The sequence below is a fragment of the Caulobacter sp. LARHSG274 genome (assembly GCF_052871235.1).
Genome location: NZ_JBIXJO010000017.1, coordinates 13,980 through 34,947, shown reverse-complemented (window position 1 = coordinate 34,947; position 20,968 = coordinate 13,980). Strand labels below are relative to the sequence as shown.

Genomic DNA, 20,968 nt, shown 5'->3' with positions numbered 1-20,968 from the left:
GTGACTAAAGATCGGCGCGCCGTCGCCGTCGGCGACCTGGAGCGCCGGATCGGCCACAGCTTCCAGGACCGCAAGCTGCTGGAGCTGGCCCTGACCCACGCCAGCGTCGGCGACGGGGCCAAGAAGGCCGGCGACAACGAGGTGCTGGAGTTCATCGGCGACCGCGTGCTGGGCCTGCTGGCCGCCGAGGCCCTGGCCGAGCGGTTCCCCAAGGCCAAGGAAGGCGAGCTGGCCCCGCGCCTGAACGCCTTGGTCAGCCGCGAGACCTGCGCCCGGGTCGCCCGGGCGGCGCAGGTGGGGCCGGCGCTGCGGCTGTCGGCCTCGTCCAGCAAGATCGGCGGCCGCGAGACCGACTCGATCCTGGCCGGCGCCGCCGAGGCCTTGATGGCGGCCCTGTACCGCGACAGCGGACTGGAAACCGCCCGGCGGGTGTTCCTCGACCTGTGGGCCGACGAGTTCGACCGGGCCGGGCAGGACAAGCCGCGCGACCCCAAGACCGCCCTGCAGGAGTGGGCGCAAGGCCAGGGCAAGCCGCTGCCGACCTATGCGGTCAAGGACCGCAAGGGCCCCGACCACGCGCCGGTGTTCACCGTGCAGGTGACGGTGGTCGGCCTGGACCCGGTCTATGCCGAGGGCCGCTCGCGCCAGGAGGCCGAGAAGGCCGCCGCCAAGGCGCTGCTGGAGCGGGAAGGGGCGGGCGGGGCCTAGGTGCGCGTCCCCACTCGCCGCAACCGCAACATCGGAACGGCCAAGCAGGGTCACGGCGCCGACAATCGCCTGGTTGTCCCCTGGCCCTCTTCGGAAGAACGGGTCTGGTACGCCATGCTAGGCCCGCACCAGCGCTTCCGGATTCCTATAGCTGGCTATGAGATGCTGTTCGTCGTCGAGGAGAATCACGGCGGCTGCGTGCACGCCTGCTCGGCGGCCGACATCGCGCGGATGCTCGAGCACTTGCCGCGCTCCGACTGGGGAGGGTTGGCGGCGATCGTTCTGCGACAGCCCAAGCGCAAGGAGCGGATCCTCAGGCCGGCCTGGGGGCGGCTTTCCTACCATGCTGGCCTTGGCCGCCAGGGACGTCCCTCATTTTGCGAAGGTCCCATGGTGTTCATCGAGGCGGTGGACCTTTCCAGGCCCATCGAATGGTCGGCCTCGCTCGGACCCGAGAGCCAGGCCGAGCTGTCCCGGCTGAGCGCCGACGGCCACGATGTCCGGCAGGTCGGATCACGGTGGGTCGTGACGCCGAGCCTGGAAGCCGTGCGCGCCACCCAACTCTATCGCACTCTGCCGCATGAGATCGGCCACCATGTCGATTGGCTGGAGAAGGTCGAGCGCATTCCGGCCAGCGGGCCTGACGATTGGGATGCGCGCGAAGCGGCCTTCTTCGCCAGGCCCCGCGAAGAACGCGAAGCCTTCGCCCATCGTTACGCCGACGCCGCCAACGAGCGCCTCCGCCGTTTCGGCCTGATCCCGTTTGCGCCGCTGGTCTGAAAGGGGCTCCCCCAACGGGGGAGGCTTTTTCGGCCCATCGGTGCTACACGCACCCGCAATGACTGAAACCACCTCCCAAAACCAAACCACCCGCGCCGGCTTCGCCGCCATCATCGGCGCCCCGAACGCCGGCAAGTCCACCCTGGTCAACCGCATGGTCGGGGCCAAGGTCTCGATCGTCACCCAGAAGGTCCAGACCACCCGCTTCCCGGTGCGCGGCGTGGCCATGACCGGCGACACCCAGATCGTGCTGGTCGACACCCCCGGCATCTTCACCCCGCGCCGCCGCCTCGACCGGGCCATGGTCCGCTCGGCCTGGAGCGGGGCCGAGGACAGCGAGGTGGTCGTCCACCTGGTCGACGTCCAGGCCGAGCTGGCCGCCCGCGAGCGCCGCGCCACTCCCGGCGAGCACCGCTCGGTGCAGGACGTCCAGACCATCATCGAGGGCCTGAAGGCCGCCGGCCGCCAGGTGATCCTGGCGCTCAACAAGATCGACGGCGTCAAGCGCGAGACCCTGCTGGCCGTCGCCCACGACCTCTACGAGACCGGCGTCTATTCCGAGGTGTTCATGATCAGCGCCGGCACCGGGGCGGGGGTCGACGACCTGCTGGCCAAGCTGGCCTCGCTGATGCCGGAAGGTCCCTGGCTCTATCCGGAAGACCAGACCGCCGACCTGCCGGCCCGCCTGCTGGCCGCCGAGATCACCCGCGAGAAGATCTATCTGCGCGTCCACGAGGAGCTGCCCTACGCCGCCAGCGTCGAGACCACCGCCTTCGAGGAGCGCGCCGACGGCAGCGCCCGCATCGAGCAGACCATCTATGTCGAGCGCGACGGCCAGCGGGCCATCGTGCTGGGCAAGGGCGGCGAGGTGATCAAGTGGATCGGCAAGACCTCGCGCGAGGAGCTGGAAGAGATCCTCGACCGCAAGATCCACCTGTTCCTGCACGTCAAGGTCAAGGAGAACTGGGCCGAGGAGCGCGGGCTGTTCAACGACATGGGGCTGGATTTCGACGTCTAGGATCCCAACCTTCGGCGGACACGGATCTGATGAACAGCGGGACCCCATGACCAAGCTCGAAACCGCCTTCGCTCCTGTCGCGCCCGCGGTCGACCTCGACGCCTATTTCGCCCGTATCGGCTATGACGGCCCGCGCGAGCCGACCCTGGCCGTGCTGCGGGCCATCCACCAGAAGCACCCGGACGCCATCCCGTTCGAGAATATCGACGTGCTGCTGGGCCGACCGATCAGCCTCGACCCGGCCGCCATCGACGCCAAGCTGATCGGGGCCGGGCGCGGCGGTTACTGCTACGAGCAGAACGGCCTGCTCAAGCGGGTGCTGGCGGCGTTGGGCTTCCAGGTCGAGGGGCGGATGGCGCGGGTGCTGTGGATGGCCCCGGCGGGGGCCCCGCCGCGGCCGCGCTCGCACATGGTGCTGGCGGTGCGGGTCCCGGGGGACGACGCCGCCTGGCTGGCCGACGTCGGCTTCGGGGGCTGCGTGCTGACCGCGCCGCTGGCGCTGTTCTCCGACGACGTCCAGGCCACGCCCAACGGCGATTTCCGCATCCTGCCGATCGATGAACTGGGCGGCGAGCGCCAGGTCCAGGCCGACCTCTCGGGCCGCTGGTCGCCGACCTACCAGGTGGCCTCCGGCGCCTGGGCCGACGTCGACTACGAGCAGGCCAATTTCTACACCTACGCCCACCCCAGCTCGCACTTCACCTTCAGCCTGACGGCGGGCCGCACGACCCCGACCGCCCGCTACGCCCTGAAGAACAACCGCCTGACCCACCGCGACGCGACCGGCGCCCTGGTCGACCAGCGCGACCTCTCGGCCGCCGAACTGGAAGCGGTGCTGCGCGACGTGATCGGCCTGCCGGTCGAGCCCGACTGGCGGCCGCTGTTGGAAAAGATCGTGGCCTGGGGATCGGCGGCCTGAGGCTTTGACGCCGGACGGCCCACCTCCGATCACCCCGCGCGCTTTCCTTCTCCCGCAAGGGGAGAAGGAAAATGGTGCTCCATCCCCGCGGTTTGCGGGGATAGGCGCTGGTCAGGCCCAACGATTTCAAAGCCCTGCGATTTTCTCGCTTTTTTCCGTCCTCACCCTCCCAGACCAGCCCGATAATGCTCGCACCCAAGAGCACGGGGAGGGCGCACGTACGGCGACCGATGCGGCTTTTGGGGGTGGTCGAGCGGGGCGTGTCCGTCGGCCGGTTGCGCGGAGCCCTTCGGGCCGGCGCGGGTGGCGGGAGGATCCGGACGGACCTTCAGTCTTCCGGTCGGACGGCGGGAACACCTCCGCGGAGCCGAAAGACAGTCGCCACAGGCGCGGGCTGAAATCGCCCGCGCGGTCCGGACGGGGTTAGCCGCCCCTCCGCCCGTCGGGGGCCTCCATCGGAGCGGGTTAAAAATCCGCGACCCGAAGGCTTCCGGATAACGGTTCCACGCGAAGCGCCTGCACTTCGTCGAAACGGTAACAAACATCAAAGCTATTCCGGGCGAGGCCCGGGCGCTTCGCACCCTCCCCATCGACTCAGCGGGCGTCCGCGTGAGGCGGCGAAGCCGCGCACCTCAGAGCCCGATCCGCCGCGCCCCTTCGGCGACGGTGACCACGTCGAAGCCGGCCAGCACCGCCCCGTCGACCAGCCGCTCCAGCGCCGCCGTCGTGCAGCCCCAGGGCGACGGCTCGGGGGCCACGTCGTGGGTGTAGAGGATCAGCCAGGCCTTGCGGCGATGGGCCTTGTCCAGCCAGTCCAGGGCCACGGCCTCGCCGTCCTCGCCCTCGATGCCGACGGCCGGGGCCTGGTTGAGGTCGGCGCCGTCGGCGATCAGGCCGTGGTGCAGGGCCCGCAGGGTCTTGAAGCGGCCGGCCAGGGCGGTCTTGGCCGCGGCGGCGACGTCGCCATAGGGATAGGCGAAGCTGACCGGTTCGCCGGTTCCCCAGTCGGCCAGATGGCGGCCGTTGAGGTCGACGTCGTCGAGCGCGACCTGGCGCGAGGCCTGGCCGCAGTCGAGGTGGGAGAAGGTGTGGCAGGCGATCTCGTGGCCGGCGGCGTGCAGCCGGGCGGCGTCCTGGCCGGTGGCGAACCGGCCCATCGGCCCGTCGCGCCCCGCCAGGCCGGCGGCGAAATAATAGGTGCCGCGCAGGCCGCGCTGCTCCAGCACCCGGGCCCCGGCCTCGCAGGCGGTGACCGGCGCGTCGTCGAAGCTGAACGACACCATCGGCCGCTCCAGCCGCACCCGGGCCGGCCGCCGATGGGCCAGGCGGATCAGCCGCCGGCGCAACTTGCCCTTCAGCGAGCGGTCAGGCTCGTAGGCGTCGACCTTTTCATGCGAAGTCTGCATCAGACGGCGTCCGAATAGAGGGCGGCGCGGTAGAGCCGCAGGGCGAGGGCCCGCAGCGGCGTCGGCGCCGCCTCGGCCAGGGCGAGGGCCTTGAGCCACGGCCGCCAGACGCCGCGCAGCGGGAGCGGCTTGATGGCCTTGGCCACGCGATAGCTGGGATAGCGGCGGACCAGGTCGAGATGGCCGGCCACCACCCGGGCGAAATTGGCCGCCGACTGCTCGTACTTGGCCGCCAGGGCCGGGGCGGTGTCGAGGCCCAGATGGGTGGCCGAATTGTCGATGTGCAGGATCGGATGCAGGGCGACCACCCGCATGGCCCATTCGACGTCCTCCCAGCCCCAGCCGGCGAAGCCCTCGTCGAAGCGCACGGTCTCGAAGACGTCGCGGCGGACCAGCAGGTTGGAGGTGAAGACGTGCTTCTCCGGGGCCTTGGCCCGCTCCGGGGCCGGGGTGCAGTCGCTCTTCAGGGCCATGGCCCGGTGCAGTGCGTGCTCGGGCCGGCGGGGCGTCTGGTCGAGGGTGAAGCCGCCGAACGCCACGGCCGCGCCGGTCTCGGCCACCGCCGTCCAGCGGGCCAGGAAGCCCAGCGGGTCGGGCAGCATGTCGCTGTCGAGGAACAGCAGGTGGTCGGCGCGGGCGTGGCGGGCCAGGCGGTTGCGGCCCTTGGCGCGGCCCTCATTGTGCGACAGCTGCACCAGCCGGGCCGGCAGCTTCAGGCGCGACAGCCGCTCGGCCATGCGCCTGACCAGGGCAGCGTCGCCGCCGCCGTCGTCCAGCAACACGATCTCGGCGGAGACCCCCGGCTCGTCCAGGGCCTGGAGCAGGGCGCTCGGATCGTCGCGATAGGTCGGGATCAGCACCGACAGCCGCGGCCGGGCTCCGGCCCAGGCGGCGTTGTCGGTGAGGATTTCGCGGGCGGGACTGGTCATGTCGCTCATGCCGGCTTCAGGCGGCGCTGGACGAGGTCGGTCACTCGGCTGCGCAGGCCGTCGGCGTCGAGGGCCAGGACGACCAGGCCATAGACCAGGGCTCCCAGCGAGGCCTTGACCGCCAGCTCGACGATGCCGCCGAACGCCGGCACGGCCAGCACCGCGGCGGCCATCAGGGCGCAGGCCAGGCCGGCCTTGGCCAGGCTCGGCCAGGGCAGGGGCAGCGGGCAGGCCCGGCGGCCCAGGACGGCGGCGGCCAGGGCTCCGATCCCATAGCTGGCGGCGGTCGCCCACAGCGCTCCGTCCAGGCCGAAGCGCGGGATCAGCAGCAGGTTCAGCGCCACATTGGCCCCGGCCGGAACCGCCATGCAGGCGATCAGCAGCAGCGTCCGCCTGCCCAGGGTGAAGGCCTGCAGCAGGTAATAGGTGGTCACGCCCGACAGCCAGCCGGCCAGGGCGATCCACGGCACGACCGCGCCGGCCCCGGCGCTGAGCGCCGGCCCGACCATCAGCTGGGCCAGCGGCCGGCCGACCAGGGCCAGGCCGACGGCGGCCGGCAGGGTCAGCAGCACCATGAAACCGGCCTGCTCGCGGGCGGCGTCGCGCAGGGCGGGCTGGCCGCCGCGCTCCAGGGCCGCGACCATGGCCGGGCCGCCGGCCATGCCCAGCCAGATGAACACCACGTCCAGGGTGCGGCTGCCGAGCGAATAGCCGGCATGGTAGATCCCGACCGTCCGCTCGTTCAGGAAGGCGGCCAGCAGGAAGCGGTCGGTGGTCGACAGCACCAGGGCCAGGATCAGCGACAGGGCCACCGGCAGGCCGTAGGCGGCGTAGGTCCGGGCCAGGTCCGGGGCGAAGCGTCCGCCGCGGGCCCGGGCCAGGTCGGCGGGCAGCACGAAGACCAGGCACAGCAGCGAGATCGCGCCCATGCCCAGCAGCGGGGCCGCGCCGCCCAGGCCGGCCAGGGCCAGGCCGAGGCCGAGGGCGAAGCCGCCGACGGTCTGGACGATGTCGAGCAGGGCCGCGCCGGAGACCTCGCCGGCCGCCCGGCGGCGCTCCTGCGACAGCTTGGCCAGGCTCTTGACCACCACCGCGGCCAGGGCGGCGGCGACGGCGACCTTCAGCGGGGCGGGCAGGGGAGCCAGGCGCAGCACCCCGGCGGCGATGACCGGCACGGCCAGGGCCGGAACCAGCCACAGGCGGTAAAGGGTGGCGAAATGGTCGGCCAGCCGGCCGTCGGCCTCCTGGCGGGCGTGGAACCGGGCCATGGCCGCCTCGGTCCAGGTCAGCAGCAGGGTCTGGGTCAGGCTCAGCGCCGAGAAGCCCAGGGCGTAGACCCCGTACTGCTCGGGCGTCAGGACGCGGGTGAACAGGACGATGGTGAGCAGCCCCACCACCCCCTGGGCGATGTTGACCGGCAGATAGCCCAGGACGCCGCGCCAGAACATCGTCCCGCCCTCAGCGCGCCACCGACCGGTCGCCCAGCAGGCAGGGCAGGGTCATGGCGATGATGTAGAGGTCCAGCCAGAACGACTGGCGCTCGATATAGTCAATATCCAGGGCGACCCGCTCGCGCACCTGCTCTGGGGTGTGGACCGGCCCGCGCGAACCGTTGATCGCCGCCCAGCCGGTGACGCCGGGCTTCATGCGATGGCGATGGCCGTAGCAGGCGACCAGCTTGGCGGACTCCACGTCGCCGGTCTTCATGCCGACCGCGTGCGGTCGGGGACCGACCATCGACATCTCGCCCTTCAGCACGTTGAACAGCTGCGGCAGCTCGTCGAGGCTGGTGCGGCGGATGAACCGGCCGACCCGGGTGACGCGGTCGTCGTCGGCCGTGACCTGGCGGGCGGCGTGGGCGTCGGCCATCTCGTGGCGCAGGGAACGGAACTTCCAGACGAGGATCTCCTCGTTATTGAAGCCGTGGCGGCGCTGGCGGAAGAACACCGGCCCCGGGGTGTCCAGCTTGATGGCCGCGGCGGTGACCAGCATCACCGGCAGGGCCAGCATCAGACCCAGGCCGCCGATCACCAGGTCCTGGCCGCGCTTGAAGAAGGCGCGGCGGGCGTCGGTGGCGGCCCCCGACAGGTCGACGAAGCGGGCCAGGGCGGCGTTGCGCTCGGCCTCGCGGCCGACGTCGACGAACAGGCTGACCGGATTGGGCAGCACCTCGAGCCGGGCGACCAACTGGCGAATGCGGGCCTCGGCGGTCGAGGCGACCGCGATCACCACTCGGTCGACATAGGGTATGATGCGATGGTCGATCAGGGTCCCGGTGTCGCCCAGCACCGGCACGCCCAAAACGTGAGAAGGCGCGCGCTCGGCCCGGTCGTCGAACACGCCCAGCACATTGACGTCGCCGGTGGCCAGGGCCGAGCGGATGAAGCGCTCGGCATGGTCCGTGGCGCCGACCACCACGACATTGGGGGTCAGGCGGCCCTCGCGGCGGCCCCGGTCGACCATGCGCCACCAGGCCAGGTGCAGCAGGCCGATCATCAGGCCCAGGCCCAGGCCCCAGCCGGCGAGGATCGGCGGAGCGAACCCGGCGGCGCCGGAGGCCAGGGTCGACAGCGCTACGGTCAAGGCCGCAAAGCCGAGGGCGGCCAGCACCCGCAGGCCGTGGCGCTGGAAGGTCTCGCGGCGGCGGAAGGCGTAGGCCTCCAGCGTGTGAAGGGCGAGCGGCAGGGCCAGGGCCCCGAGCACCAGCGGCGCGAAGGCGGCGGGCGTCAGCCGGGCCGCGACGATGGTCGTGGCGGTGGCCGCGACCGCGACGACCGCGTCGGCCAGGTGGAAAAACCGCGAAAGGCCCTGCACCTGCATTCGGGCCCTGGCCGGCACCAGCCGGCCCGGCCGGAACGGCCCGCGTCGGCCCAGGGCGGCGGCGTCCTCGACCTCGATCACCGGACGCGCCGGCGGCGGCGCGAAAGCCTCCGTCACCGCGGTTTGCTCAGTCTCCAACGGATGTGTGATGACGGACGACATGAGCCTCAGGTGCGCTGCAGAACAAGGTTCAACCTAGTCGCGCGATCTAAGCGGCGCGTTAACGTGGATTTTTCCCGCGCGCTCGATTGTCATGCCGTCGCGAACAGGCTATCGAACCGCTCCCTCTCAGGAGGAGACGTGGCCGAGAGGCTGAAGGCACCGCTTTGCTAAAGCGGCATACCCCAAAAGGGTATCGAGGGTTCGAATCCCTCCGTCTCCGCCAACCTTTCTCAATGAAATCAAGTCGCCTTCTCTTTCCGGAGGCCATTCGGGGACAATTCGGGGACAATTGGGCGCCGACGACGGCGTTCGCCTTGGCGGCCTCAACCCCCTTGTCGGCTCGGTTGATCCATTTCGCGTAGACCTTGAACACCATGGCCAACGATGCGTGGCCTAGCTGCTTGGCGGCCAGCCCGATCTATTTGCCGACCGCCACTTCACAATGTGCCTCGGGGCCCTGGGAGTGCATCGGCTCATGACTGGAGGTCAAGACCACCACCAGCTACCAGGCGGGCAGCTCTGGGGTGGCGAGCAACCTCTTGCCGCTGACGGTGACCAGCGGGGCTGGCGACGGCTCGCTGAGCGCCACGACAGCAATGACCTATGACCAGTATGACAATCTGGAAACGGTCAACGGGCCGTTGGCCGGTTCGGCCGACACCACCCGCACCTATTGTGACGCCATGCGCCAGGTGCTCGGAGTGATTGGCCCCGATCCGGACGGGGCGGGAGGACTTCTCTATCGGGCAACCCGCACGACCTACAATCCTAGCGGCCAGGTGACGTCAGTGAAGGCCGGAACGGCCACCGGGCAGGCCGAAGGCTCAATGTCGAGCTTCGTAGCCCTGGATCAGACGGCGACCAACTACGACGCCATCGGCTGGAAGAGCCAGGCCAGCCAGATCGCTGGCGGCGCCACCCAGGCGGTGACCCAGTACGCCTATGACACGGCCAATCGCCCGATCTGCACGGCGGTAAGGATGAACACAGCAGCGTTCGGCGCGCTGCCAGCCTCGGCCTGCACCTTGGATTCGGCCAGGACTGATGGCGCTGACCGCATCACCTACACCACCTACGACAACGCAGACCGTGCCACCCAGATAACCAGTGGCTATGGAACCAGCGCGCCGCGGGTCGAGCAAGCCGTCACCTACACAACCAATGGCCAGTACGCGAGGGACGCCGACGGCAAGGGCAATCTGACCACCCACGAGTACGACGGCTTCGATCGTCTGGTGAAGACCCGCTACCCGACCGCTACCAGCGGCTCGACCAGTTCGACGAGCGACTATGAACAGTACGGTTATGACGCGGCCGGCAACGTACTCAGTGATCGCCGCCGCGACGGTCAGGTGGTGACCTTCACTTGAACCTCGACATCAAGGAGGACATCTATCCCGAGGTCATCGCCGCCGCCCGCGCCGCCGGCATGGGCGACGATGTGCTGGTCAAGAAGCTGGTGACCGACGAGCGGCCGCCCCTGGCCGACCAGGCCCCTTCGACGGCGCGCCCTTCATGCCCATCATCGGTCGCTGGGTGGACTCGCCGCTCCCCGCCGACGTGGCCCGGGTCATCGCCGCCCAGGCCGCCGGACGCCATCGGCTGGTGGGCGTGGAGATGGTCTATCTGACGCCCAGGGAAGCCGAAGACGCCGTCGAAGTCGCCCGCCGTCTGAAGATTCGGCGCTGGGCCAACACGCTCACCGCCGTGGGCGTGGTCAGCGTCGTCGGCGTCGGCGGCGACATCGAAAGCCTCAGGGGCGGCGGCTCGGCCTGGCGCGAACTGATCGCTCAGGGCTTCGACACCTTCCAGACCGACGAGCCCGGCGCCCTCATCGACTTTCTTCGCGCCACCGGCCGCCGGCGATGATCCTCTGACCCGACCTGGCGCGCGTCGCGATTTGGCGCCTGTTTCCCCAACGCCCGCCTGGCGTTCAGGCCAGGGCCTTGAGAATGCTCAGCATGACTTCGATGTCGGGCATCGGGGCGACGGCGGCGATCTGGGCCGGCATGCGACCGGCGATCATCGGGTCGGTCTCTGCTCCAACCGCGCCGAGCGGCCCGCGGAAGCCATGGTCGCGCCAGCCGATCTCCTGCAGCGGCCGCGACATCAGGGTGTCGATCAGCGGCAGGGCGTGCGGGTCCAGGGCGATCAGCGGGTGGGCGGAATAGACCGTCGGCTTGGGATAGAGGGCCACCGGCTTGGCCGGCCCGGCGGCGGCGGCGATGCGCTTCCAGCGCTCCTTGTCGGCCAGGATCCATTCGACCAGCTGATTCTCGTAGCCGACCACCATCGGCTGGGCGCCGGGGCCTCCGGCCACGTAGTCGTCGAACACCTTGCCGGAGGAACTGGACTTGAAGCCCATGCCCCGGAACAGGTCGACCAGCCTGGGCAGAACCGCCGGCAGGGTGTCGAGGGTGGCGACGTCGCCGGCCAGCAGGTTGGCGGCCAGGCCCGCGAACATGAAGCCGGAATTGGACTTGTTGGGGTCCGACGCGATCAGCCGCATCCGGCCGTAAAGGTCGGGCTGGCCCAGCTCGCTCCAGGATCGACGGGCCAGGACGGCGTCGATCAGGCCGCGGGCGTCGATATAGTAGTGGGCGCCTTCCTTGGTCGCCAGGCCGGCGCGGACCAGGCCTTCGGCGATCGGGGCCCAGGAATAGATGACGATGGGCGAGTTGAAGATCACCTCGTCCTTGAGGATCTTGACGCTGCGCCGGGCCAGGTCGACCAGCGGGCTGGAACTGGGCCACAGGAACTGCGGCTTGGTGGCCAGCAAGGTCGGGTCGCGGACCTGCTCCACCGAACCGGCCCGCTCGGCCGCCAGGGCCAGGCCGTGCTGCTTGAGGGCGGCGATCGTGCGGGGATTTTCGACGAAGCCGATCTTCTCGCCGCCGGCATAGCCCTTGATCAGGTCGACGTCGCCCAAGGCCCCGCGGACTTCGGGCCGGTCGCGAAACAGCACCACCCCGCCCGTGACCGCCGCACTGAGCCCCAGGACCCCCAGCCCCGCCACCGCCCGCCTGCTCATGGCCATGCTTCAGCTCTCCATCAGGGGGTGTTGCTCAGATCGGCCTTGAGGGCGTCCTTCAACACCTTCAGGTCCAGGTCGAGCGTCTGCAGTTCGGGTTCGGCGACGTCGTCGGCATATTTGGCGAAGGCCTGGGACAGTCCGCCCATCACCTCGCGAGTCTGGGTCATGCGGGCGGTCGAGGGGACGGAGCGGGCCTCCAGCGTGCGCCAGCCGTCGGCGACGCTGGCGGCGTTGGGCAGGTAGAAGGTCAGCAGGCGGCGCACGGCCATGGCGCGGCTGGGGTCCTCGCGCACCTCGCGCACCACCTTGTCGCCGACCTCCAGCAGGTGGGCGATCTCGGCGCGCATCGGCGGGTCCTGGATTTCGCGACGAACCTTGCGCAGACGGTCCATGGCGGTCGTCGCTTCGAGCAGCAAGCCTTGAGCCGTGGCGCTCCGGGCGTCCAGCACAGCCTCATCGGTGAGTCCGGGTCCCGGATCGCCGCTCGGCTTCAGCACCAGCCAGACCCCGCCGAACACCGCCAGGGCGAGGGCCAGCGCCAGCCACCACGGCAGGCTCAGACCCAAGGCCAGCAGCGGCAGGGTCACGGCGGCAGCCACGGCCGCCAGCAAGGTCGCGGCGCCGCGCCCCATCAGCGGGCCCTCAACGGGAGGCAAGGCCGCTCAAACAATCGCCCATCAACCCGCAAGATCGCCGCGCCCCTCATCGAACCCGGCTCAGTTGTAGCCCCTGGCGGACCGGAAGGCTTCCGTCAGATTCTTGCCGCCGTCGAACACCCGCGCCCGGGTCAGTTTCGCCACGGTGTCCAACTGGTCCTTGTCGGCCTCGCCGAAGGTCACGCCGAACACCGGCAATTCATGGCCGCCCTGTCGCCAGGCGGTGTCGAAGCCGTCGGCGTTTTCCGACTCGCCGTCGGTCATCAGCACCACGGCCGGCAGATAGCCCTTGTCCAGATAGGGCCCCATGGCGGCGAAGGCGGCATTGGCGCAGGCGTACATGTCGGTGCCGCCGCCGGAGCTTTCGGCCTCGACGGCGGCGAGCAGCCGGGCCTGGGAGGCGGGGGCGCCGTCGCCCTGCAAGGTCGTTCGCGGACCGTCGTCGAAGGGGATGATGATGATCCGATCGGCGGGAGACCATTGGATCAGCGCCTTGGACGCCTCGGCGGGGGTGAGCAGGGTGCGCATGGCGGACTTCAACTGCGCCTCGCCGTCGCCCTGCATCGACCCGGAGAAGTCCAGGCACAGGGCGGTGAGGGAGGGGCGGCGCAGTACCTCCTGATAGAGTGTCAGGGCCCGCGAGATCACCGCCGGCTCCGGCAGGGCGATGGAGGTTACAACGCGCGACGGGTCGAAGTTCCAATCCGGTTCGGCCCGAGTCGGCGGGGCCATCCCGGGGGCGGTGCGACGTCCGTCGGCGGCGATGCGGGTCTGGGCCTCGCCGCTCAGCAGATAGGTTTGCAGGGCGTCGAAGAAAGCCCGGGTCTTCTTGTCCTGGCCGCGCTCGACATAGCCCAGCGGCGCGTCGGCATAGGCGGCGCCCTCGGCCGGATAGACGGCGTACAGCAGCTCGCCGCCGTTCTGGCGCAGGGCGTCGTTGGTCTCCTTCAGCACCGCCTCGTAGTTCCACATGGCGTCGTACGGGCGGCCAGCCTGGGCGGTTTCCAGATAGAGGTCCTTCAGCCATCCCGAGGAACCGGAGGAGCGCGCCACGCCCTTCAGCAGGGCCTTGACCTTGGCGCGCGCCGCATTGTCGTCGAGCGCCGCCGGATCCAGCCGCGAACCGTCGCCGAACGCCGCCGCCAGCATGGCCAGGTAGGCGGCCGCGCCGGAATTGGACTGGGTGGCCGAGGTCATCAGGAACGACAGCTTGCCGGCCTGCACCGCCCGGAGGATGTCGTCCATCCGCACCGGCTTGCCGACCCAGCCGAGCTCGCGGGCCTTGCTGGTCCGCACCCCGAGGATCACCGGCGTGGTGTCGATGGACTTCAGGTCCTTGACTCGGCGGCGGGTGTCGTAGAGCTCAATCCACAGGCTGGAGGCCGGCCAGACCGCATCCACCTCGGGCGGCGCATCATTGGCCAGCATCAGGCCGATATCCAGCGAGCCCTTGTAGTCGATCTGGCATTTGACATGCTGGCGTTTGCAGAACGCCTGGACCAGGGGCTCCAGGGACTTCTGCTCCGAGCCGGCGACGATGCGAAAATCGGGGGCCCGCGACCCGCAGCCGGCCAGCACCCCAGCCAGGACGGCGACCGCCAGAACGGCCAGCCGCCTCACCGGCCGGGGCCCTGGGACAGCGCCTTCTTCAGGGCGTCGGTCTGGCGATCCATCTCGATCTCGACCATTTCGCGCTTCTTGCGGCCCTCGGCCTGGACCTGCAGCACGCCGGAAATGGTGTCGATCAGGTCCTGGTTGGTCTTCTGCAGGGTCTCGATATCGACGATGCCGCGCTGGGACTGGGTTTCGATGTCGATGGCCTGGGTCTTCATCATCTCCGAGGCCTGGCGCAGCATCTCATTGGTGGTGTCGGTGACGGTCTTCTGCAGGGCCAGGGCTTCGCGCTGGCGGGTCAGGCCCAGCAGCAGCACCATCTTCTGCTTCCAGGCCGGAACGGTGAGGTTGATCGAGGCCGCCAGGCTCTCGATCAGGGTGGCGTCGCCGTTCTGGACGATGCGGATCTGCGGCAGCTGCTGGATGGCGATCTGCCGCGCCTGCTGCAGGTAGAGCACGCGCTTTTCCAGCCGGTCCAGCGACTGGACGGCGTCCTGATAGGTCTGGGCGGCCATCAGGTCCTGGCTGCCGCTGTCGGAGCCGGTGGCCTTGGCCTTGGATTCCAGCTCGGCCAGCGGGCCCGCCTGGAACGCCTGGGCGAAGCTCTTGCCGGCCGCGATGTAGGCGTCGAGCTCGCCGATCGAGTCGCGGGTCTGGTCGTGCAGGCCGTCGAGCATGGCGACGTCGCGGCGCAGGCGGTCGATCCGCTTTTCCAGCTCGACGGTGATGCGGTCGATCTGGGCGGCCACCGTCTCGAACTTGGAGGTGAAGCGGTGCAGGCGCCGGCGCAGGCCGCCGAACAGCTTGGTGACAAAGCCGGCGTTCTGCAGGTCGGCCGGGTCGAGGCCCTTGGCCTTGGCGATGATGTCGCTGAGCAGTTCGCCCGTATCGCCCAGTTCGCGATTGCGGGTCTGTTCCAGAATCCGGTCGGCGAACCCCGCCACCTGTTGCTGGGCCCGCTCGCCGAAGGCGGTGATCTGGGCGGTATCGGCGATGTCGATCGTCGCCTGGATCGTCGCCACCTTGCCGCCGTCGGCCGGGGCAATGACCGGCGCCGTCGCCTGCGCCGTCTTGTCGATCTCGCTCATTCCTGCCTCCCGAACCCAAAGGCGAGTATGCGGAGCGTTGGACGCAAGACGAGTGACAGTTTTATTACGGTCGGGCGGTTGATCGGTTCGCCTGCATCAGCATGCACCTGGCGGATCGAACCCCGCCCGGGCGAGATCGCCTGGGCGGGGCCGCCTTCCGCGCCCACGGCCGCACTCGAAACGTCTCCGTGGAGCTGTCTTCGCCGAGGGCATTATGGCCAGCGGTCATGCGTATCGCACCAACAGGTCGAACACATGGCCGCACCGACCAAGTCTAACAGAACGTCAGATCACCCCTTGCCAACGGGGAGCCGTCCATACATGGCGCAGAGGCGGCTACACTGGAGGCGAGCCACGACCAGGTCGGAAACCTTTGGGATTGCGCGCCGCGCAACGCTGTTGCGGCCTTTGCGTTCGCGCCGCCGTGTGGCCTCGGACTAAACGCCTCGTCACGAGACGGGGAGAGGGTCATGACGGTGTTCAAGGGTTTGGCGGCGGGCGCGGCGCTGACGATATCGTTCGGCGCGACAGGGGCGCTGGCGCAGTCGGCAGCGCCAGCGGAGTCGGTGATCGATGAAGTCCTGGTGGTCGGATCGCGGGCGCCCGGGCGCCTGGCGACCGAGACCGCCGCGCCGGTCGATGTGTTCAGCGGCGAGGCGCTAGCCGAGAGGGGCTTCACCGACCTCGGCAAAATCCTGGGTTTCCTGGCCCCGTCGCTCAACTATCCGCGTTCGCAAACCTCGCCGTCGTCCAGCAGCACGCGCGGCTTCTCGTTGCGCGGGCTGGGGCCGGACCAGGTGCTGATCCTGGTCAATGGCCATCGCCGCCACGCCTCGTCGGTGCTGAACTTCAACAACGGCGTCGGCCGCGGCACGGTGGGGGGGATCGATCTCTTCGCGCGTGAGCGAAATGATCCCGCCGGCGTAGTCGACGAGGGCGATTTCGAAAACGCCCTGATGCACCGTCGCGCCGACGGCGTAACCACCCGCCGCCGCGATGCGGAGCGGCGTCATGGGGCGTCCGCGGCCCTGGGGATCCGGCGACTCCACAGCCTCGATCAGCCCAAGGGCGAGCAGGCCGTGGGAAAGCTTGGTGAGCGTGGCGTTGCTCACCTGCAGCGCCGCCGCCAGTTCGGTCCGCGCGGCCGAGCCGTGGGTCCGCAGCCGCCAGAGCAGCCGCTTTTCTTCCTCGGACAGGTTGAAAGGCGCGGAACTCATCAGGCCTCCCTAGCGGGTCGGGCTGTGGAGAGCCCCCCCAACTCGATTTATTTTACAAGTAATAAATAAATATGTCGCAGCAGGCCGCCATACGCCACCCCAACCGAAAATCCGATGGGGGTTACCGATGACCAAGACCATGCTTGCCCAAGGTTGCGCCTTGGCCGCCTTGTGCGCCGTCGCTTTCCCGGTCGCGGCCCAGACCAGCGCGGCGACGGAAGCCCCGGCCCAGGTCGATGAGCTCATCGTCACCGGTTCGGCCCGGGCCGAGCGTCGCTTCGACGTGTCCTACGCGGTGAACGCCCTGTCCCAGAACGACATCCAGAAGTTGGCGCCGCTGAACATGGCCGACCTGCTCGGAAAGCTTCCGGGCATCCAGGTCGAGCCGACCGGCGGCGAGGTGCAGAACATCACCCGTGTCCGCGGCATTCCCACCGACGGCGGCTATGCCTATTTCCAGCAGGACGGGCTGCCGCTTTTCCACGAGATCGACGGCTTCTTCTTTCGCGCCGCCGACCTTCAGCGCTACGACCTGATGGTCGATCGCATGGAAGTGGTGCGCGGCGGCCCCGCGCCGATCTACGCCAGCCAGGCGGCTGCGATCGTCAACAACGTCACGGTCTCGGGCAGCGACACGACCCGGGGCAAGGCGCAGCTGACGCTGGGGACCACCGGCCTCTATCGCCTGGACGCCTACCAGGCCGGGCCGATCAGCGACAAGACCTACTATGCCGTCGGCGGCTTCCTCCGGCAGGACGACGGCCATCGCGACAACGGCTTCGCCAACGATCGCGGCGGCCAGATCCGGGCCAACATCAAGCACGATCTCGACAACGGTTCGATCCGCGTCAGCGTCAACTATCTCGACGACCACAACCTCTTCTATCTGCCGATCCCGACCGCCGATCCGAGGAACCCGTCGGTCTCGCTCGACAAGTACATCGACTATTTCGACGGCACGATGAACTCGCCGGCGCTCCGCAATGTCAACCAGAAGTACCGGAACGGCGCCGGCATGACGCAGTACGACACGCGCGATCTCGCGGACGGTCGACACATGCGCTACGGCAACATCGGCCTGCAGTACGAAGGCGAGTTCGACGGCTGGCTGGTCTCGGCGAAAGGGGGCTTCACCAAGGGGAGCCTGGATTTCGACGCCTTCTATTCGACCTCGAACCCGGCCGACGCGACGACCTTCGCGGCCGGCTTCATGAGCGCGGCAACCACGGCCTTCGGCGCGGTGAGCCGGCTGGGCTATGCGATCGCCGGAACCAATGGCGCGACGGTCTACGATCCGTCGTCGGCGTCGGGCCTGGTCATGCAAGGCCAGTATCGGGCCGTCAGCTCGGACTTCTACTCGACCCAGGGCGACCTGAGCGTCACTCGAAAGTTCGAAACCGGTCTCGGCTCCCACGACATCAAGGCCGGCCTCTATGGCAGCGTCTACGGCCAAACCAGCAAGTCGGTCTATCAGGACCATCTGATCGAGGTCGCCGGCAAGCCGCGGACATTGGATCTGGTCGCCTATTCCTCGACCGGCGCGGTCCTCGGCTACGTCACCGACAAGGGGGTCCTGCGCTACACCACCACCCTGAACCAGGGGGACGCCGACGCCAAGATGGTCGCGCTCTACGCCAATGACACGTGGGACCTCACCGACAAGCTTCGTCTGGACGCCGGCGTCCGTCACGAGCGCTACAGCTTCGACGGCTACGCCCTGCTCACCGAGCAGGTGAACCTCGGCGACGCCACTACCCTGGCCGACGATGCGACCCGCGCCTTCACCGGCGCCGTCCAGTCGCACAAGCTCGAGCCGTCGGTGACCAACTGGACGTTCGGCGCGAACTACGACTTCACCAGCGACCTGGGCGTCTATGCGCGGGCCTCGCACCTGGAAGTGCCGCCCAGCCTGCAGGTCACCGCCTCGGTCAACCCGACCATCGTCAAGACCAAGGCCGACCAGTTCGAAGTCGGCTTCAAGGCCGTCTACCGCGGCTCCTACCTATACGTGACAGGCTTCTACACCAAGTTCGATCCGCTCAACGCCTCGTTTCTGGCCTTCAATCCGGTGACCGGCCGCAATGACCAGACGGTCCCGTTCGTTGGCACGGCGGTGGTCGAGGGCGCCGAAATGGACGGCGCGCTGCGCCTGGCGAACTGGTTCTCGATCAATGGCTCGCTGACGGTTCAAGATCCACAATACAAGAGCCTCGTCAACGCCGCCGGCGCAGACCCCAGCCAGGTCGAAGGCAACCAGATCATCCGGGAGGCCAAGCTCTTCGGCAATATCCGCCCCAACTTCACCTTCGAAACGGGGATGGGCAGCGTCGAACTCTATGGCCGGTACGAATATACGGGCAAGCGCTACGTCGACTTCTTCAACAACACCGCCCTGCCAAGCTATGGCGCCTACAGCGCCGGGGTGACTTTGACGAACGGTGACTGGCGCGTCCAGGTCGTTGGCGACAACCTCACCAACGCCCACGGCCTGACCGAGGGCAACACTCGCACTGACACCCTGTTGGGGCAGGGCAGCCGGGAGGCGATCTATGGCCGGCCGATCTTTGGCCGCAGCTTCCGGTTCGTGGTCAGCAAGTCATGGTGAGGGCGCGGGTGAGGGTGGGGCTGACCTCGGCCCTGGTCCTGGCGACGCTGCTGCTGGCGCCGCCAAGTCGCGCCGACCCGGTCGTAGACCAGCAGTGGTCGGTGCTCGCGGCGCGGCTCTTCCCCGCCCTGACCGCCCTGGGGCGGGGCCAGGCCGCCGACGGAGCGAAACCGTCGAGCCGGAACGCGGCGCTGGTCGAGCGCCGCGGGCGAATGGACGCCTGCCAGCAGGCGCCAGGTTGTCTTTTTCGCGCCGGCCTCTGGAGCGATGCGGAAATCGCGGAGGTCGCCGCGCTCGCCGACCGCACGCTGCAGGGACCCGCGCGTCAGGCCGTCTCCGCCGACGACGGGCTCCAGGCCCAGGTCGCTCGCGAACTGAAGGGCCTCAACGGCGTCCTGCAGGTCTACGGCCTCGGCGCGCCGCCGCGCTATCCCCAGATCGACGGTCCGATCGACCCTCCGGGCACGGCCCTGTTCGCCGCGACCCTGGCCGACGCCGTGAGCTTGGCGGACGGCGGCAAGCAGGACGCCAGTGCGGTGCTCGATCCAAGCCTCGCCCTGGTCCTGGCGCTGCTGGACGTGAACGATCGCAAGACGGCGTCGGCGTTCGAGCCGCTGGACGAGCGCTACAACGCAGGCGCCCTGGCCCACGCGCGCACCGTCGATTGGCGGCGTTACCGGTTCACGGCGATCATCGTGCCCGGCGTCGGACCCGAGAATCCGGCGCTGACGCTCAGCGCCCGGGGCAAACTGAACGTCCGCATGGCGGCCCAACGCTTCGCCGACGGTGCCGCGCCCTTCATCATCCTCAGCGGCGGCGCCGTGCACCCGCGCCAATCGCCCAATGTCGAGGCCCTGGAAATGCGAAGGGCGCTGATCGAGCGTTTCGCCGTTCCGCCCGAGAGCATCGTGGTCGAGCCCTATGCCCGGCACACCACGACCAATCTGCGCAACGTCTCGCGCCGGCTTTTCGCCTTGGGGGCGCCGGTCGATCAAGAGGCTCTGATCGTCACGAACGCCGAGCAGAGCAAGTACATCGAGAGCGCCTTGTTCAGCGAGCGCAACCGGATCGAGCTGGGCTATCAGCCCGGCGAGATCGAAAGGCGGCTCTCGCCCGTCGAGCTGACCTTCCGACCCGCGGCGTCCTCGCTGCGGATCGACCCCCTGGACCCGCTCGATCCCTGATCGGCACGGATCCTCCGCGCGTGCAGCGCGCGGAGGACTCTGGCGTGCGCCAGATGCCCGACCGAGAGGCGCGAGAGCACCAGGATGGCGACCAGCCCGCCAAGAAACGGGACACCGCACGCCAGCGCCTTCATCCCCAGCAGCACCGTCCCGGTTTGTTGGGCGCCGGGCGTGTAGCCCAGTCGGCCCAGCGTCCAGCCGATGACGCCCGCCGAGGCGGCCGCTCCGGCCTTGAGGATCACCAGAACCAGGGCGAATGTCGCCGTCTCGCGCCGCTCCCGGTGGCGAAACTCCGCGAAGTCCACCACGTCGGCCAGGATGCACCATCCGGCCAAGAGGTCGAAGATCAGGTCGCCGGCGAGCATCAGCAGCATCAGCAGGCTGACGAATGTTGGCGCCACGCCGAGCAGGTCGGTGAGCATGAAGACAAGCGTTACATCGACGCTGGACAGCAGAAGGTTCGGGGCTGACACGATGTTTGGGGCGCGACGCTTCGAGCCTGGGGGCTTGGCCTCGCAGTCTCCGCCCTTATTCACGCGCTGTTCCTATTGATCCGCGCCCTCGTCAAACCGGGTGGAAAGCCTACGCTTTGGGGGTAGGGGCGCTGTTTGCAGCCGTGCCAGCCGCCGAGCGCGACACGCTGGCCGCGCGGCTCATAGGCAGGACGCGCGGAGGGGGGCGAAAGGTCTGGCTCGGCTATAGGCCAATGTCCCTTGATGGCGCAACATTGACGCTCGGGCTCTGAGATCAGGCCGCGAGACGATCCTCGAGCATGCGCAAGGTGGCGATCACTCCGTGACTGGGCCAGTCATAGGTGCTCGGGTCCGC

Annotated in this window: 17 protein-coding genes, 1 tRNA gene and 2 pseudogenes; 10 read left to right on the top strand and 10 right to left on the bottom strand. The window is 69.1% G+C overall.

The features are described from left to right. Genes rnc through ACIPQB_RS20620 form a run of 4 tightly spaced genes read left to right on the top strand, consistent with a single transcriptional unit; the run spans position 1 to position 3,425 of the window. Entirely contained in the window at positions 1-708 is a 708-nt protein-coding gene (gene rnc, locus ACIPQB_RS20635) for a ribonuclease III (RefSeq protein ID WP_446487130.1), read from the top strand. Continuing rightward, complete coding sequence (locus tag ACIPQB_RS20630) at positions 709-1,488, top strand: hypothetical protein (RefSeq protein ID WP_446487129.1); 780 nt, start codon at positions 709-711, stop codon at positions 1,486-1,488. Positions 1,489-1,546: 58 nt separating this feature from the next. Further along, positions 1,547-2,506, top strand: a complete 960-nt coding sequence (era, locus tag ACIPQB_RS20625) for a GTPase Era (RefSeq protein ID WP_446487128.1) — start codon at positions 1,547-1,549, stop codon at positions 2,504-2,506. A 46-nt stretch (positions 2,507-2,552) separates the two neighbouring features. Further along, positions 2,553-3,425 (top strand): arylamine N-acetyltransferase family protein, encoded by an 873-nt coding sequence (locus ACIPQB_RS20620; protein WP_446487127.1) that lies wholly within the window; start codon positions 2,553-2,555, stop codon positions 3,423-3,425. 632 nt (positions 3,426-4,057) lie between these two features. On the opposite strand, the gene hfsH is transcribed toward ACIPQB_RS20620, so the two are convergent. The 4 genes from hfsH to hfsE are packed head-to-tail and all read right to left on the bottom strand — an operon-like array spanning position 4,058 to position 8,742. Further along, positions 4,058-4,831 carry an oligosaccharide deacetylase HfsH gene (gene hfsH, locus ACIPQB_RS20615; RefSeq protein WP_446487126.1) on the bottom strand — a complete coding sequence of 258 codons (774 nt, stop codon included), beginning with the start codon at positions 4,829-4,831 and terminating at the stop codon, positions 4,058-4,060. Next, a complete protein-coding gene (gene hfsG, locus ACIPQB_RS20610) occupies positions 4,831-5,760 on the bottom strand; it encodes a polysaccharide biosynthesis protein HfsG (protein WP_446487195.1) in 930 nt (309 codons plus the stop codon). Before hfsG ends, hfsH begins: the two co-directional genes overlap by 1 nt. A 5-nt stretch (positions 5,761-5,765) precedes the next feature. After that, positions 5,766-7,208 (bottom strand): polysaccharide biosynthesis protein HfsF, encoded by a 1,443-nt coding sequence (gene hfsF / locus ACIPQB_RS20605; RefSeq protein ID WP_446487125.1) that lies wholly within the window; start codon positions 7,206-7,208, stop codon positions 5,766-5,768. Between the two features lie 10 nt (positions 7,209-7,218). Continuing rightward, positions 7,219-8,742: a polysaccharide biosynthesis protein HfsE gene (gene hfsE, locus ACIPQB_RS20600; RefSeq protein ID WP_446487124.1), complete on the bottom strand. Its 1,524-nt coding sequence runs from the start codon at positions 8,740-8,742 to the stop codon at positions 7,219-7,221. A 132-nt stretch (positions 8,743-8,874) separates the two neighbouring features. Between hfsE and ACIPQB_RS20595 the strand changes: the two genes are divergently transcribed. The 3 genes from ACIPQB_RS20595 to ACIPQB_RS20585 all read left to right on the top strand — a co-directional run bounded on the left by ACIPQB_RS20595 (position 8,875) and on the right by ACIPQB_RS20585 (position 10,611). Further along, positions 8,875-8,965: transfer RNA gene (locus tag ACIPQB_RS20595), tRNA-Ser, on the top strand. Positions 8,966-9,281: 316 nt separating this feature from the next. Beyond that, positions 9,282-10,112, top strand: a complete 831-nt coding sequence (locus ACIPQB_RS20590) for a hypothetical protein (RefSeq protein ID WP_446487123.1) — start codon at positions 9,282-9,284, stop codon at positions 10,110-10,112. 145 nt (positions 10,113-10,257) lie between these two features. Then, entirely contained in the window at positions 10,258-10,611 is a 354-nt protein-coding gene (locus ACIPQB_RS20585) for a hypothetical protein (RefSeq protein WP_446487122.1), read from the top strand. Between the two features lie 64 nt (positions 10,612-10,675). Here the strand turns inward: ACIPQB_RS20585 and ACIPQB_RS20580 are convergent, their stop codons facing one another. The 4 genes from ACIPQB_RS20580 to ACIPQB_RS20565 form a co-directional block, all read right to left on the bottom strand. Then, positions 10,676-11,779, bottom strand: a complete 1,104-nt coding sequence (locus tag ACIPQB_RS20580; RefSeq protein WP_446487121.1) for a hypothetical protein — start codon at positions 11,777-11,779, stop codon at positions 10,676-10,678. 14 nt (positions 11,780-11,793) lie between these two features. After that, complete coding sequence (locus tag ACIPQB_RS20575) at positions 11,794-12,408, bottom strand: 5-bromo-4-chloroindolyl phosphate hydrolysis family protein (RefSeq protein WP_446487120.1); 615 nt, start codon at positions 12,406-12,408, stop codon at positions 11,794-11,796. Between the two features lie 84 nt (positions 12,409-12,492). Then, the gene (locus ACIPQB_RS20570) at positions 12,493-14,052 is read right to left on the bottom strand and encodes a substrate-binding domain-containing protein (RefSeq protein WP_446487119.1); all 1,560 of its coding nucleotides are present in this window, start codon (positions 14,050-14,052) and stop codon (positions 12,493-12,495) included. Next, the gene (locus ACIPQB_RS20565; RefSeq protein ID WP_446487118.1) at positions 14,049-15,134 is read right to left on the bottom strand and encodes a toxic anion resistance protein; all 1,086 of its coding nucleotides are present in this window, start codon (positions 15,132-15,134) and stop codon (positions 14,049-14,051) included. Before ACIPQB_RS20565 ends, ACIPQB_RS20570 begins: the two co-directional genes overlap by 4 nt. A gap of 470 nt (positions 15,135-15,604) precedes the next feature. Between ACIPQB_RS20565 and ACIPQB_RS20560 the strand changes: the two are divergent. Then, positions 15,605-15,970, top strand: a pseudogene (locus tag ACIPQB_RS20560) (TonB-dependent receptor plug domain-containing protein); the annotation flags it as partial. Between the two features lie 261 nt (positions 15,971-16,231). Here ACIPQB_RS20560 and ACIPQB_RS20555 read toward each other — a convergent pair. Beyond that, positions 16,232-16,351: pseudogene (locus ACIPQB_RS20555) on the bottom strand (ROK family transcriptional regulator); the annotation flags it as partial. A gap of 127 nt (positions 16,352-16,478) precedes the next feature. Here ACIPQB_RS20555 and ACIPQB_RS20550 point away from each other — a divergent pair. Together ACIPQB_RS20550 and ACIPQB_RS20545 are read left to right on the top strand one after the other, a co-directional pair. Continuing rightward, complete coding sequence (locus tag ACIPQB_RS20550) at positions 16,479-18,956, top strand: TonB-dependent receptor (protein WP_446487117.1); 2,478 nt, start codon at positions 16,479-16,481, stop codon at positions 18,954-18,956. 8 nt (positions 18,957-18,964) lie between these two features. After that, positions 18,965-20,140 carry a YdcF family protein gene (locus ACIPQB_RS20545; protein WP_446487116.1) on the top strand — a complete coding sequence of 392 codons (1,176 nt, stop codon included), beginning with the start codon at positions 18,965-18,967 and terminating at the stop codon, positions 20,138-20,140. Here the strand turns inward: ACIPQB_RS20545 and ACIPQB_RS20540 are convergent. Then, entirely contained in the window at positions 20,038-20,562 is a 525-nt protein-coding gene (locus ACIPQB_RS20540; RefSeq protein ID WP_446487115.1) for an MFS transporter, read from the bottom strand. The two genes, ACIPQB_RS20545 and ACIPQB_RS20540, sit on opposite strands and share 103 nt — an antisense overlap. Positions 20,563-20,968: the final 406 nt, after the last annotated feature.